The organism is Veillonella sp. 3_1_44, from assembly GCF_000163715.1.
GTDB classification, from domain to species: Bacteria; Bacillota; Negativicutes; order Veillonellales; family Veillonellaceae; genus Veillonella; species Veillonella parvula_A.
In genome coordinates, this window is the sequence record NZ_GG770199.1 from 59,002 (window position 1) to 73,317 (window position 14,316).

Consider the following 14,316-nt stretch of genomic DNA (forward strand, 5'->3'; position numbering starts at 1 on the left):
CTGGTGTAGAGGATATTATGTGGATACGGTAGGACGATATGAAGGAGCGATAAAAGAGTATATTCGCAATCAACTACAAGAAGATATTGCACAAGATACATTAAACTTTAAAGAGTATACCGACCCGTTTACGGGTGAGCCGGTAAAATAGGCAAAATAAAAGCCCCCGAGTAGGGGGCAGCCAGTGGTAATAGAGTGGTTGTCAGATCATTCAATGCCCTCTTTAGAGGGCCACCACTAGAGAAAGACCCTTATAGGGTCAGAGCAAACCACCCGTTCTACGGGTGGTTATGATTTTAATAGAAGGAGTATATATGTCAGTATATATTCATGGTGGGCTTAGAAGTCCTATCGGCGTTTTAAATGGACAATATAAACATATGAGACCCGAGATTTTGGGCTCTCAAGTAATTGATGAAATAATTAATCGTTATACTATTTCACATATAGATGGAATCTTCTGTGGTAATGCAGTTGGTACTGGTGGTAACCTTGGCCGACTCATGGGTCTTATGTGTAATTTACCAAATTCTGTGCCTGCTATCACCGTTGATATGCAATGTGCCTCAGCTTTGATGAGTATTGAGATAGCATATGCACATATTGTGTCTGGTATTATGGATTCTGCTATTGCAGGCGGTATTGAAAGTTCGTCGTTACAGCCAGAGCGGGTGTATGCATCTGGGGATGACCGAGAAGGTGCCTATAAGGTAGCTCAATTTACGCCCCAAGATCAATCGCATTTAGCCATGCTCGAAGGGGCCGAGCGGACTATTCATAAACACAATGTAACAAAGGAAGATTTATATCCGCATATTATTGGCAGTCATCAAAGAGCATCAGCCGCTTTAGATAACCCATATTTACAGTCACATATTATGCCTATTACTATAGATGGTAAAAGATGTATAGATGAATGTATTCGACCTACGATGAACAAAAAACTCTTGTCTAGGATGAAACCTTTGTTGGGAGCTGACTCTATTACAAATGCAGGCAATGCGTGTTTAACTCATGATGGAGCAGCCTTTGTATATTTATCTAATAAAAAAGGGCCTTTTAAAATTCATAGCGTCAAACCTTGGGCAGGAAATCCCCAGTTTAGTCCAGAGGGTGCCCTTGAAAGCACAGAAGCCATTTTAAAACGTACAGGTTTAACTATGGATGATATTGACGTAGTGGAATGGAATGAAGCCTTTGCCATTATTGATGTTCTTTTTGATAAGACTTATCCTAATCATATTGGGAAATATAACCTGTTTGGTGGAGCGTTAGCTTATGGGCATCCCTATGGATGTTCTGGCGCCATATTAGTGCTTCACTGTATGGCTGCTTTAGAATCTTGTGGTGGTCGTTATGGTTTATGCGCTATTGCTGGTGCAGGAGGCACAGGCTCGGCTTTAATTATGGAACGTATGTAATATGACAATTATTGAACGCTTACAACAGTATAAAGAGTTAGAGCCCCATAAAATTGCCCTAATCGTAGATGACATACAATATACATATGGTGAACTATATGATGCTATTCTATCGGTAAATATTAATAATACAAGTCACATTGTAAATTTTACTCAGTCTAAAGAGACATTAAAAACTAAGGTTCTTTTAATTAAGGAATTGTCGTTTGTTGAACAACTTACACAGTGGCTTGGGGCAATATATAAAGATAATATTCCTATGGTATGTCACAATGAGATGGATAAGGCTTATGTAGATGAGCTAGCTCGTATTATAGCCTATGAAGGTGTACCGCCATTAGCTGATTTTGGAGTACTTACATCGGGGACTACGGGACGACCAAAACCTTTGTGGAGACGAGAGAGGTCTTGGCGTGATTTTTTTGATATTCAAAATAATATTTTTCATATAAACAAAGATGTTAAAATCTTTTTACAAGGGAGTTTTAGTTTCACAGGTGTTAGCAATATGGTTATTGCCGCTTTATGGGCTGGAGGGACCGTTGTTACTACGAGTTCATTGCGTCCTAGTAGATGGATACAGCTCATAGAGGAATACAATGTAGACCATATATATGCATTACCAACAAAACTACGATTATTGGTACGACACTGTAAAAGTAATTTATCATCTATTAAATATATAATTGCAGGATCTCAAGTTCTAAATCGACAATTAATGGAACAGTTACAACATATATGTCCTGATATGGAGTTTATCTTGTACTATGGCGCATCAGAGCTTAACTATATAACGTATTGTACAGGTAAGGAATGGCTAGAGCGAGAAGGTACGGTGGGGAGACCATTCCCAACCATACAGATAGCAGAGACTGATAATGTTATTTATGTGACCACAAAATATCATATTGAAGGGATTTCTAATACATATACTGTAAATGATTGTGGATATATCGATAGCGATGGTTATCTAATGTTTAATGGGAGAGCAGGCGACGTAATCAATAAAGGGGGATATAAAATTTCTATTCCAGAGATGGAATTGTATTTACAATCCTTACAAGGGGTTTCCGAGGTTGCTATAATTGATATTACTGATGAGATACGAGGGGAGGACTACGTAGTTTATATGGTGCTAGATGGTGAGGCTAGATTGAATGAAGTTATAGACCTTATTCATAATAAAAGGCCTTCTATGGAGTGGCCAAAAGCTATAATAGAAGTTCCTATGCTACCCCTTACGGAATGCTCAAAAGTTGATAAACGAAAGCTAAAAGAGTGGTATAATAAAGGGTAAACATTTTTTGTACTACAAGGAGGCATCATGCAGATTAATAAGGCGGCGCTAGAGATTTTCGACTTTACATCCTCGTTAGCTGTATATTCTGAACATGAATTAAAGGTTGGGGATCAAGCTATACAAGATTATATAGCAAATCATGTAGTTAAGGCTTTTAAAGATCCAGGGGCTAGAACCGGAACCTTACATGATGCGAGCCCTGTGGGCAAACAATTATTAGATTATAAAAATGGAGCGCTTAAGTTTATTGATTTATGTAAGAATTTAGGTGAAAGCTTATTTTCATACATGAAACAAGCTACTGATTCTGTTGTTATTGATACAATTATCTGTGAAGCCGTTACGGATACGCCTTATGTTTGTATTCTTTTGTGTCAAGCTCATGATGCTTTTACCCATCAATTATTCAGTGAAGATGATGGTACATTGGCTACAGAACTCGTTTCTCATAAGGCTGTGTTGCCGATGCCGTCGCAGAAGTTACGTGCCTTTGCATCCATTAATTTGCATGATTTTAGCGTTCGAATTTTTGAACCTAAAGGGGAATTTGATGGTGAGGTATCCTATATCCTAGCAGATAAGGTCTTGCAATTAGGGACTAATCAATCCTCGCGAGATACGGTGAGAAAGGTAAAGACTATCGTAGATAAGGTGGCTCAAGCTCATGAGTCTGATAGCGTTGTTGAGTTGACAACCGCTAAATCTATGATTGCTAAAAATGCAGAAGTATCAGATACCGTTGATCCTGTTCGTATTGTAGAAGAGGTATTTAAAGCGAATCCCATTCAACAAGAGGCGGCAAAAAAAGAATTAGCTGATGCGGATATGCTGCGTCCTTTGCCAGTCAATCGTGAGTTTGCCACGAAGGTTGGAGAGCATCATAAGATTAAAACAGATACAGGTATTGAGATTTCATTTCCTGTAGAATATATGAAAAATCGTGAGTTTATTGAGATAAAAACTAATGATGATGGTACTTTGCGTATTGAATTAAAAAATATTAATAAAATCGTAAATAAATAGTAATGAAAAATTATATTTGTCTATAGAAATATATTATGTAATGATTAAATTTATTTGCTATGCTAGTATATGGAGGTTATGATGAGTAAAGAGAAACATAAAAAAACAAACGCATTACGTATTTTAGATACTCATAAGATACCTTATAGTATTAGCGAATATGAGTGGTCTGAAGAGCGTGCTGCTGGCCTTCATGTAGTAGAAGCATTAAAACTCGATGAGAAACAAGTCTTTAAAACATTAGTTGGCAAAGGTGACAAAATTGGATATGTAGTATTCTGTATTCCTGTGGCTGAAGAGTTAGATATGAAACAGGCAGCACGTGTTAGTCATAATAAGTCTGTAGAGCTTGTTCATGTTAAGGATTTGTTAGGTATTACAGGTTATTTGCGCGGTGGATGTTCTCCAGTAGGCATGAAAAAAGCATTCCCTACCTATTTTGATGCTACTATGGAACCCCAAAAGTTTGTATATGTAAGCGCAGGTTTACGCGGTATGCAAATGAAGGTAGATCCAAAGGATTTGGCATCTGTTGTAAATGCTGAATTTGTTGAACTGACAATGGACCATTAAGGGGGGGCGTATGGCAAAAAAGTTTTATGCTGTTCGTCAGGGTCGTGTACCAGGAGTTTATACTACATGGTCTGACTGTGAGAAACAAGTAAAGGGCTATGGTGGTGCTATCTACAAATCATTTTCGACAGAAGCCGAAGCACGTGCTTTTGTAGAGGATTCAGGTTTGTCTTTAAGTGATTTTATGAGCGCTAAAAAGAGTGAACTTAAATCGCCACAAGAAGTGAAGTTTAAATCTAAAAATTCTAGGCCTATAGTTTCTAGTTCTAGTATTCAAAGTAAAGTATCAGCAAATGTTGTGAAACCAGATTTTACTACTCCAAACTATATGGTTGCGTATATCGATGGTAGTTATAATAAAGAGACCAATACTGTTGGGGCAGGTGGGGTTATCTTTTTGAATGGCAAGAGGAAAACTTTTTCTTTTTCCTCTACTGATAAACGATATACATCGTTTTGGAATGTAGCTGGCGAGTTGTTGGCTGCTATGCATGTTATGAAATACGCCGTTGATAATGGGATTTCTGAATGTTCACTTTACTATGATTATATGGGCATAGAAATGTGGGCTACTAAGGGATGGAAACGTAATAATGAGCTAACCCAAGAGTACTCAGCATTTTATGATTCTATAAAAAATCGTGTGCGAGTTTACTTTCACAAGGTGGCTGCTCATACGGGCGATACATATAATGAAATGGCTGATGCACTAGCAAAACAAGGTGCAGGTATTTAAAGATGTTAGAAGGGAGGGCGCTATGAATATATGTGTTACTGGTGGGGCCGGATTTATTGGTTCCCATTTAGTTGATAGATTAATTGAATTAGGTCACGATGTACTCGTTATAGATAATTTATCTACAGGTATGCGCTCCTTTGTACATGAAGATGCTCAATTTATTGAGATGGATGTACGAGATCCAAAATTACTATCTGTATTTGAAGAGTTTAAGCCGTCTATTGTTTTCCATGAAGCGGCGCAAACAATGGTACAATCCTCTATGGAGAACCCAAGTTATGACTGTGATGTAAATCTAATAGGGCTTATTAATGTTCTCGATGCTTGTCGTAAAGTGAATGTTGAACAATTTTTAATGCCTTCATCAGCTGCTGTATATGGCGACTTGGCAGTATTGCCATTGACTGAAGACTTGAGTGGTATGCCTTCGTCTTTTTACGGCTTAACAAAGCTTACTGCAGAAGGCTACTTGCGAATTTATCATGAAGCTTTTGGATTAAATACAGTATGCTTTAGATATGCTAATGTATATGGACCACGTCAAGGTGATGGTGGTGAAGGTGGTGTTATCAGTATTTTCAACCGCTTGATTGTCGAAGGGCAACCATTAACTGTATTTGGTGATGGTGAGCAAACTAGAGATTTCATTTATGTAGATGATGTGGTAGATGCTAACATTAAGGCTATGGGGAATGGTCAATGCACAGGTATTTATAATATATCTACCAATAAGGGAACATCTGTGAATGAGTTGATTACGCGATTCCGGACTATTAGCGGGACAGATTTTATGGTTTATTATGAAGATGAGCGTATAGGAGATATTAAACATTCGCGCTTAAGTAATGTGAAAGCTGAACGTGATTTTGGCTTTACTGCTACTACAACATTAGAGGACGGCTTACAAAAGACATTAGAATACTTTAAAGCTCATCATAAGTAAGGGGAATAAGGTTTGGGGATATGAGTGATACACAATTTTGGGTAACTGTAGGTGTCTGGAATCTTATCGTATTCAGTATGTACGGATACGATAAATTATGTGCCATTAATGGATATGATCGGATTTCAGAGTTCACATTATTATTTTTAGCGTTTGCCTTTGGTGGTGTTGGTGCTTTATTAGGTATGGTCCTATGGCGTCATAAGACGTTAAAGCTTAAATTTAAATTAGCCATTCCTTTTGCATTACTTTGGTCTGTATATGCGGTTGGATTCGGTTATGGCTTGTGGGTGAAATGATTGTATAAACTAATATTTTATTCATTCTTTTATGATATAATAAGAGAATATTGTACATAAAATGTCAGTGAAGGAGATATTTGATGTTGCGATTACAATCAGGTTTTGAGTTAGATTATGCTAATATATATAATGAAAGTTGCATACAAGAACGCGATGTGAATAATTTTGAACGGGCTATACAAAATGTATGGCGTCATACAAATATTTTGCGTTCTACAGGCTTTGAAGAAGGTCATGTTTCTAAAGATGGTTTACCTGAACCTGTGTTGTTTTACCAACTTCCATATATTTCAGAAGATGGTATCAATACACCAGATATGTTAGAGCGGCTTTACGAATTACGTGACTATGCACGCCATAATATTGATACGGTTGTATCTGTAGGTATTGGGGGCTCCTATTTGGGGAGCAAAGTTATTTTTGATGTGCAATGTGGAGCATTTTGGAATAACTACAGTGCAGAGGAACGCGACGGCTATCCTAGAATGTACTTTGCAGGCTTTAATGTGGATGGTGATTACTTAGTAGGGCTAATTCGTACGTTAGAGTGTCAAGCTCAGAAAAAAGGTCCTGATTATAAGGTGATGCTCGTTATTAATTCTAAGTCTGGATCTACCATTGAACCTATGGCTAACTTCATGATTTTGGAGAAGGCTTTACAAGATCGTAATATTAACTACGAAGTGATAGCTGTTACAGATGTATCTGATGATGAACATCCTACGATTTTACGATCTATGGCGATAGAAAATAATTGGAAGACCTATAGTATTCCTTATGGCGTAGGTGGTCGTTTCTCTGTATTTACAGAAGTTGGTTTTGTAACGGCCGCTCTTGTAGGATTTGATATTGAAGGATTTTTAGCTGGTGCTGCATCTATGGATGCAGCATGTCAAGAAGAAGACATTTTTAAAAATCCAGGCCTTTTAAGTGCATTATTGAAATATATTGCATCTGAACGATATGGTCGTATTATAGAGGTGTTTATGCCTTATAGTGAAGCACTCCACTCATTATCTGATTGGTATGTGCAGCTCTTATCCGAATCTCTTGGAAAAATGAGTAATACTTGTCTGCCATATGGACGTACGCCAGTAGCTGCAGTAGGTACTATGGATATGCATGCCCAAGTTCAAGAACATCAAGAGGGGCGCCTAAATAAGGTAGTTCAATTTATTAAGGTTAAGGAATGGAAACATAATCTCATTGTTCCAGATTCTTATAGTCAATATGAACGTTTACACTCTCTATCTGATGTAGGCATTTGTGATATTTTAAACATTGCTTTAGATGCTAATAGAGAAGCCTTGTCTAGTGACAATCGTTTTAACATGACTATAACTGTACCAACATTAAACGCATTCCATTTAGGGGAAATTATGTTTATGCATTGTTGGGCCGTTTATTTTGAGTCCATTTTTGCGGGCGTTGATGCTTTTGATCAACCAGGGGTAGAGGTTTATAAGCGTCTCATTGGGCCCAAATTGGCTCGAGCAAAGGATGTACATAATTCATGAGGGGGAACTATGAATATTTTAGTAACAGGTGGTGCTGGTTATATTGGGAGTCATACTGTACGTGCTTTACAACAAGCAGGATATACACCAATCATTGTAGATAATTTATCTCGAGGGCATGTAGAATCTATTCCTGAAGGGGTAAAGTTCTACAATATGGATATTGCAGATCCTAAACTAGTAGGCATTATGAAAGAACATAACATCCTAGGTGTAATGCATTTTGCTGCTCACTCACAAGTTGGTGAATCCATGCAAAATCCAGCTATTTATTATGAAAATAATGTAGTTGGTTCCTATCACCTTATTGAGTCTGCTCGTACCGCAGGTATAAAGCATTTTGTATTTTCTAGTACGGCTGCTGTGCATGGTGAGCCAAAGGTAGTGCCTATTCGTGAGGATGCTCAACTGCAACCAACAAATGTATATGGTCGCACTAAATTGATGATAGAAGAAATGTTGTCTGATTATAGTTCTATCTATGGCTCTACATATGTTGCGTTGCGTTATTTCAATGCGGCCGGTGCAGATCCGTCTGGTATGATTGGAGAAGACCATCATCCTGAAACTCATTTGATTCCACTTGTGTTAGATGCGGCTCGTGGTAAAAGAGAGCATATAACTGTATTTGGTACTGATTATGATACGGCTGATGGCACATGTGTACGCGACTATATTCATGTCAATGATTTAGCAACTGCTCACGTATTGGCTATGGACTACTTACGTAAAGGCGGAGAATCTCAAGTATTTAATCTTGGTAGTGGCAATGGATTCTCTGTAAAGGAAATCATTGAGACTGCAAAAGAGGTTACAGGTATCGATATTCCTGTTCAATATGGTGATCGCCGTGCTGGTGATCCAGGAACATTAATTGCGTCCTCTGAAAAAATTAAAAATTTACTTGGTTGGGATCCTAAATTTAGTAATGTTGCTGATGTTATCAAAGATGCATGGCATTGGCATACATCTCATCCAGATGGGTTTAGTAGTAAATAAAGAACAAATAGTTTTGATTTGTCAATATAATGAATGACTCTATTAGTCACCGTGGTGACTGGTAGAGTCATTTTTTTGTAGGATTTTAAAAGAGCCTCCTAGAATATGTCAGCAGGAGGTGGATTATGAATTTACGAGACTATATAGAACGTATGAAAATGTGGATTGATAAGCAGCATTTTATTATGCGCCACTATAAGTTTGCGCTTAGTATTTTCCTTATCATTACGGTGGCCCTTTTAGGTATTGGTATTTTTTATCCTCATGAGGAGGAAAATGTTCATATTAGTTTAGATCAATCTAATGGTAGAGATGGTAATCAAGATGAACGAGGCTCAGAGAAATTATCAAAAGAAACAACACATGGTAATAGAACAGGGAAAGGAAAGAACTATTTTAAAGATGAAAGTGATATAAAAAATGTAAAGGATAGAGAGGTAAAAAGCAATGTTCATGGACGATTATTATATGATATTACCGGTGTTGAGCGAGCAAATCCTTGGCGAGAGGTTTTTAAAGATATTCCTATAGATGATTTACTTGGTCAGAATAAGATGACTAAAGATAGTAATGGCAATTTCGTTGATATAAATAATAATTTATATGAGTCCGATGATGAAAAGAGTACTTTTGGAAAAACGGAAGATAAAAGTCGTAGAAATGGAAAATATCAACAAATAAGAAATAATAAAAAGCATAGTGGTAATTATATTGAATTAAAATCTAAAGATACTAGTGCTAGACGAGTTGAATCTAGTATACAACCTACTATAAGTAATCCTATCAAACAACATCCCATAGAGCTTATAGGTATTATTGAGGGCCAACAGAATATTGCCATTTTACGAAAAGGTACAGAGGAACAAATGGTTAGTATAGGAAGTGTGTGGAAAGAAATATCAGTATCTAAGATAACTGCAAGTGGTGTAGAAATTATTGAAGGAGGTTCATCACGGTGGCTAAGAATCGAGTAAACTTTCTAGGTCTAAAATATATAGATAAGATTATAGTGATAGTTATATTGCGAATAAGCTTATGGATGGTCGTCATGCTTGTAACTCCGTTCATGGTATTTGCTAATAGTACTGATAGGATAGGTACTAATAGAAATGATAGAATAACTGCTAGTAGTTCTGAAACTATCGTAAATAGTAGTGAAGTAGATAAAAATGAAAAAAAGGTTGGGAACGAACTCATAACGATTTCTGTACGCAATGCATCCTTAAAGGAGACCGTCTTAGGCATTTGTCGTAGTTATGGTATATCCGTAATTGGTGTAGAGTCGTTAAAAGGGAGTATTACGGCCACTGTAAAGGGAGAATCACCAGAAGCAATTATTAATGAATTAGGTAAGTTATATCATTTTTCCGTATCGAAGGAGCATAATACCCTTCTTATTGATTCTGATGATGAAACACTTGAAAAAAGAGAGCTATATGTTATATCACCTGAACATTTGCCGGCTGAGTCTTTGAAAAATGTGGTAGGCACAGTGGTAAAAAACGATAAAATGGCAGTGCTTTCAGAACAAAACGAAGTAATTATGCATTTGACGAGTGGAGAAAAGCGACGTGTAGAAACCTTAGTACGTGCTATCGACAAGGAACCAAAACAAGTGCAATTAGAAGCTACCATCATTGCTATGGAACAATCCTATGCTAAGGAACAAGGATTTAGATGGTCTTGGCTTAGCTTGACCGGCCATGGAGAAGATAAAACACATTCCTATGGTGCCGTTACCTTTGGCAAAACTCCGACTGGAGAGGCCTATAAGTTTTTTGTAAAACCAGAGCTAAGTCTTATGGAAAGCTCAGGTAAAGCCGTTCTAATTGCAAAGCCATCTATCATGGCTCTCAATGGTGAGACTGCACATATCTTGATAGGTGAAAGAATACCAGTTATAGAAGAATCGGAAGTGAATGGAGAACGAAAGCGTTCTACTCGTTATGAAGAGGTGGGCATTAAGTTGAATTATACTCCTATTATTACTGCTGATGATGGTGTAGATGCTAAAATACATGCAGAGGTGAGTACACCTATTATGGTATCTGAAATGAAAGCCTATAAAATAAGCACACGTCAAGCACATACAAGAGTACGATTACAACCAGGAGAAGTGCTGGTTATTGGTGGACTCATGGACAATCGAGATCAACATCAAATACAAAAGATACCTATTTTAGGAGATATCCCTTTGTTAGGAAAATTATTCCGTCATAGTCGAAAAACAAAAGATTCTATAGAAATGCTAATGTTAGTGAGGGCAACTGTGGTATAATGAAGAGTAAATGATTAGGAGGTTGTGAATGGAACGCATTCGAATGATAGGCCTTGGAAAATCGTTTGGAGTGCGCCAAGTATTTTCCAATGTGTCCTTTGAGTTAAAAGAAGGTGATCGACTCGCCTTGGTAGGCCCTAATGGGGCTGGAAAATCTACCTTGTTAAAGTGCATATTAGGCTATGAAGAGCTGGATGAAGGTAATGTAGTCAAGTCGCCTGTTGCTAGTATTGGCTATTTACAACAAGATGTAAATCTGGGGGATGATAGCCTTGCTACGAAAATAGAAAAGGCTTGGGCCGATGTTCATGCATTGGAAAAACAATTAAAAGAACTCACTAGTCGATTGGAATCTGAAGAGGCTAGCGAATCGGATTTACAACGCTTAGATTATTTACAGAATCGTCTAGAATGGTTAGGCGGGTATGACTACGAGCAAAAGACAAAGCGCATAGTCTATGGTCTTGGTTTTACTGACGATGACTTAGATAAGCCGGCTAATGCATTTTCAGGTGGTCAAAAAACACGTATTAACTTAGCTAAAGCATTAGTACGTAGTCCCGATTTTTTATTCTTAGACGAACCAACTAACCATTTAGATATGGATATGCTGGAGTGGTTAGAGGGGTACCTATCTGCCTATCAGGGTGGAATTCTCATTGTAAGTCATGACCGGTATTTTTTAGACCGTATTGTCACAGGTGTTGTAGAGTTAGATAATCATAAGGCTACAACCTATCGCGGTAACTATAGTCGGTATATTCAACAACGGGATGAACGCTTAAAGGCAGATATGGTGGCTTATGAAAAACAACAGGAGTACATTAAGAAAACAGAGGCTTATATAGATAAATACCGTGCTGGTATCAAGTCTAAAATGGCTCGTGGTCGTCAGTCCCAACTTAATCGATTAGAACGTCTAGAGGCACCTGTTACTTCACATCATTTACAATTTTCGTTCCCTCCTGCAGCAATGAGTGCCGATAAGGTTTTAGTACTAGATCGCTTATCTGTAGGATATGGTGAAAGTCGTATTATTAATGATATCTCTCTTGTTGTTCGACGTGGTGAATCCGTAGCACTTATCGGGCCTAATGGAGCTGGTAAGTCTACACTGGTGAAAACTATTGTAGGAGAATTATTCCCTGAAAATGGTCATGTAGATATTGGCAATCGGGTACAAGTGGGTTACTTCTCACAAGAGCACGAAGAGCTGCACGATTCTTGGCAGGTAGTAGAAGAGATTATGAATCACTTTAACTATAGTGAGGATAAGGCGCGTAATGTGCTTGGGTCGTTCTTATTTAAGGGGGATGATGTATTTAAGTTAGTAGGTGAATTATCGGGTGGTGAGCGCGCTCGTTTAGCTTTGCTTAAGTTATTTCTTCAAGGCGATAATTTCCTAATTTTAGATGAACCGACAAACCATTTAGATATTCCTACACGAGAAATCGTAGAAAGAGCATTACAACAATTTGAAGGGACTTGCTTTATTATTTCTCATGATAGATACTTCTTAGATCAAGTTTCTACAAAAACAGTAATTCTAGATGAAGGTAAATTTACAGAGTACCTCGGTAATTATTCATACTATAAGGAAAAGCTGAAAGAGAAAGAAGACTTATTAGCATTAGCTAATGAGAAAAACTCTGAGAGCAGTAAGCGTGATAGTAAAGCTACTCCTACTAATGAGTCAATGCTTTCAGCATCAGAAACTATAGAGGAAAATCAGAAGAAGCCAAATGCTTATATGGTAGAAAAACAATTAGCTGAGGTAGAAGCTGAAATTGCTCGTTTAGAGGCGACGATGAAGATGTATGAAGTGCAATTAGCGAATCCTGTAGTACAACAAGATTTAGATGAAATGTCTAAAATTTCCATACAAATTGAAGAGACTCAAACTGAGTTGGATTCATTATATGAGAAGTGGGAACGGCTATGTGAATAGCTTTTTAATGTATATATTATTAAGGAATTAAAATCATTTTCTTTTAATTGACAAAAGATTGAAATTTCTCATAATATAGGTATAGAATCAAAGTTTTATGTTTTAAAGGAAGGGTGTAACATGAATAAATCCATGTTAAAAAAAGCAGTCATTTTTGGCCTTGCTGGTGTAATGGCAGTTGCTGCTGGTTGTGGCAGTAATAAAGATGCAGGTAATGCAAATAGCAATGAAGCTAAAATCGCATTGTTGACAACAACAACTGGTGGTGCAGCCGCATATGGTGAGTCCATTAAAGCTGGTGCAGAATTGGCAGTAAGCGAAATTAACGCTGATGCTAATGCTGTAAAAATTAACTTATTAGTAGAAGATACTAAAGGTGATAAAAACGAAGCAATTAATGCAATGAATAAAGTAATTTCTAAGGATAAAGTTGTAGCTGTTATCGGCCCAATGTTATCTGGTGAAATGATGGCAGCTGGTCCTGTAGCAAACAAAAGTAAAATCGTAGCTCTTGGTACATCTACAACTGCTGAAGGTATTACAGATATCGGCGATTACATTTTCCGTAATGCTGTACCTGAATCCTTGGCAGTAGATACTGCAATTAAAGAAGCACATAAAACTTTAGGCTTCAAAACTGCAGCTATTATGTACTCCAACAATAATGACCAAATGGTATCTGTAAATAATACAGCTCGTAAAGCATTGGAAGCTGTAGGCGTACAAATCGTTGATACTGAAACATTTGCAGATAAAGATACTGATTTCTCTGCACAATTAACTAAGATTCAACAAGCAAAACCTGATGTTATCGTAGTTGCTTCTCTTTACCAAGAAGGCGCATTAATCATGAAAAAAATGCGTGAAATGGGTATGAATCAACCTGTAGTTGGTTCCAATGGCTTTAACAGCCCTGAATTCATTAAAATTGCAGGTGCTGCAGCTGATGGCGTTATCGTAGGTACACCTTGGTTCCCTAACAAAGACGATCAAAAGGTAAAAGATTTCCGTAAAGCTTATAAAGATAAATACGGTAAAGAACCAGACCAATTCGCAGCTCAAGCTTATGATGCGGTATACCTCTATGAAGCAGCTTTGAAAAAAGCAGGTTCCACTACAGATCGTGAAAAATTCCGAGAAGCTTTGAAAAATATTGCTGACTTTGTTGGTGTAACTGGTCAATTCAAGTTCAACGAAAAACGCGACCCTTCCATGGAAGTTCAAGTTTTACAAATTAAAAACGGTCAATTTGACGCATTAAAAAAATAAAAGT

13 protein-coding genes and 1 pseudogene are annotated in these 14,316 nt (G+C 37.4%); all 14 read left to right on the plus strand.

From position 1 onward, the window contains the following. Positions 1-151: pseudogene (locus HMPREF0873_RS09840) on the plus strand (IS200/IS605 family transposase); the annotation flags it as partial. Positions 152-314: 163 nt separating this feature from the next. After that, entirely contained in the window at positions 315-1,421 is a 1,107-nt protein-coding gene (locus tag HMPREF0873_RS00260; protein WP_008713641.1) for an acetyl-CoA C-acyltransferase, read from the plus strand. Position 1,422: 1 nt separating this feature from the next. Beyond that, the gene (locus tag HMPREF0873_RS00265; RefSeq protein ID WP_008713642.1) at positions 1,423-2,718 is read left to right on the plus strand and encodes an AMP-binding protein; all 1,296 of its coding nucleotides are present in this window, start codon (positions 1,423-1,425) and stop codon (positions 2,716-2,718) included. Between the two features lie 27 nt (positions 2,719-2,745). Further along, positions 2,746-3,744 carry a nucleoid-associated protein gene (locus HMPREF0873_RS00270; RefSeq protein WP_008713644.1) on the plus strand — a complete coding sequence of 333 codons (999 nt, stop codon included), beginning with the start codon at positions 2,746-2,748 and terminating at the stop codon, positions 3,742-3,744. 81 nt (positions 3,745-3,825) lie between these two features. After that, positions 3,826-4,317 (plus strand): Cys-tRNA(Pro) deacylase, encoded by a 492-nt coding sequence (gene ybaK, locus HMPREF0873_RS00275; protein WP_008713646.1) that lies wholly within the window; start codon positions 3,826-3,828, stop codon positions 4,315-4,317. A 10-nt stretch (positions 4,318-4,327) separates the two neighbouring features. Next, positions 4,328-5,053, plus strand: coding sequence for a viroplasmin family protein (locus HMPREF0873_RS00280; RefSeq protein WP_008713648.1), 726 nt, complete (start codon positions 4,328-4,330; stop codon positions 5,051-5,053). A gap of 22 nt (positions 5,054-5,075) precedes the next feature. After that, positions 5,076-5,999 (plus strand): NAD-dependent epimerase/dehydratase family protein, encoded by a 924-nt coding sequence (locus tag HMPREF0873_RS00285; RefSeq protein ID WP_004693351.1) that lies wholly within the window; start codon positions 5,076-5,078, stop codon positions 5,997-5,999. A 20-nt stretch (positions 6,000-6,019) separates the two neighbouring features. Further along, positions 6,020-6,298 (plus strand): DUF1294 domain-containing protein, encoded by a 279-nt coding sequence (locus tag HMPREF0873_RS00290; protein ID WP_004697386.1) that lies wholly within the window; start codon positions 6,020-6,022, stop codon positions 6,296-6,298. An 83-nt stretch (positions 6,299-6,381) separates the two neighbouring features. Beyond that, positions 6,382-7,818: a glucose-6-phosphate isomerase gene (locus HMPREF0873_RS00295; protein ID WP_004697345.1), complete on the plus strand. Its 1,437-nt coding sequence runs from the start codon at positions 6,382-6,384 to the stop codon at positions 7,816-7,818. 9 nt (positions 7,819-7,827) lie between these two features. Further along, complete coding sequence (galE, locus tag HMPREF0873_RS00300) at positions 7,828-8,817, plus strand: UDP-glucose 4-epimerase GalE (RefSeq protein ID WP_008713651.1); 990 nt, start codon at positions 7,828-7,830, stop codon at positions 8,815-8,817. 125 nt (positions 8,818-8,942) lie between these two features. After that, positions 8,943-9,791, plus strand: coding sequence for a hypothetical protein (locus HMPREF0873_RS00305; protein ID WP_004697230.1), 849 nt, complete (start codon positions 8,943-8,945; stop codon positions 9,789-9,791). Continuing rightward, the gene (locus HMPREF0873_RS00310) at positions 9,773-11,095 is read left to right on the plus strand and encodes a type II secretion system protein GspD (protein ID WP_038125307.1); all 1,323 of its coding nucleotides are present in this window, start codon (positions 9,773-9,775) and stop codon (positions 11,093-11,095) included. Before HMPREF0873_RS00305 ends, HMPREF0873_RS00310 begins: the two co-directional genes overlap by 19 nt. 28 nt (positions 11,096-11,123) lie before the next feature. Continuing rightward, the gene (locus HMPREF0873_RS00315; RefSeq protein ID WP_008713653.1) at positions 11,124-13,043 is read left to right on the plus strand and encodes an ABC-F family ATP-binding cassette domain-containing protein; all 1,920 of its coding nucleotides are present in this window, start codon (positions 11,124-11,126) and stop codon (positions 13,041-13,043) included. A 120-nt stretch (positions 13,044-13,163) separates the two neighbouring features. Continuing rightward, positions 13,164-14,312 (plus strand): ABC transporter substrate-binding protein, encoded by a 1,149-nt coding sequence (locus HMPREF0873_RS00320; protein WP_008713654.1) that lies wholly within the window; start codon positions 13,164-13,166, stop codon positions 14,310-14,312. Positions 14,313-14,316: the final 4 nt, after the last annotated feature.

Bases quoted from the DNA above. Each gene is read 5' to 3' on its own strand.
- HMPREF0873_RS00260 (WP_008713641.1), top strand. From the start codon at position 315: ATGTCAGTATATATTCATGGTGGGCTTAGAAGTCCTATCGGCGTTTTA.
- HMPREF0873_RS00265 (WP_008713642.1), top strand. From the start codon at position 1,423: ATGACAATTATTGAACGCTTACAACAGTATAAAGAGTTAGAGCCCCAT.
- HMPREF0873_RS00270 (WP_008713644.1), top strand. From the start codon at position 2,746: ATGCAGATTAATAAGGCGGCGCTAGAGATTTTCGACTTTACATCCTCG.
- ybaK (WP_008713646.1), top strand. From the start codon at position 3,826: ATGAGTAAAGAGAAACATAAAAAAACAAACGCATTACGTATTTTAGAT.
- HMPREF0873_RS00280 (WP_008713648.1), top strand. From the start codon at position 4,328: ATGGCAAAAAAGTTTTATGCTGTTCGTCAGGGTCGTGTACCAGGAGTT.
- HMPREF0873_RS00285 (WP_004693351.1), top strand. From the start codon at position 5,076: ATGAATATATGTGTTACTGGTGGGGCCGGATTTATTGGTTCCCATTTA.
- HMPREF0873_RS00290 (WP_004697386.1), top strand. From the start codon at position 6,020: ATGAGTGATACACAATTTTGGGTAACTGTAGGTGTCTGGAATCTTATC.
- HMPREF0873_RS00295 (WP_004697345.1), top strand. From the start codon at position 6,382: ATGTTGCGATTACAATCAGGTTTTGAGTTAGATTATGCTAATATATAT.
- galE (WP_008713651.1), top strand. From the start codon at position 7,828: ATGAATATTTTAGTAACAGGTGGTGCTGGTTATATTGGGAGTCATACT.
- HMPREF0873_RS00305 (WP_004697230.1), top strand. From the start codon at position 8,943: ATGAATTTACGAGACTATATAGAACGTATGAAAATGTGGATTGATAAG.
- HMPREF0873_RS00315 (WP_008713653.1), top strand. From the start codon at position 11,124: ATGGAACGCATTCGAATGATAGGCCTTGGAAAATCGTTTGGAGTGCGC.
- HMPREF0873_RS00320 (WP_008713654.1), top strand. From the start codon at position 13,164: ATGAATAAATCCATGTTAAAAAAAGCAGTCATTTTTGGCCTTGCTGGT.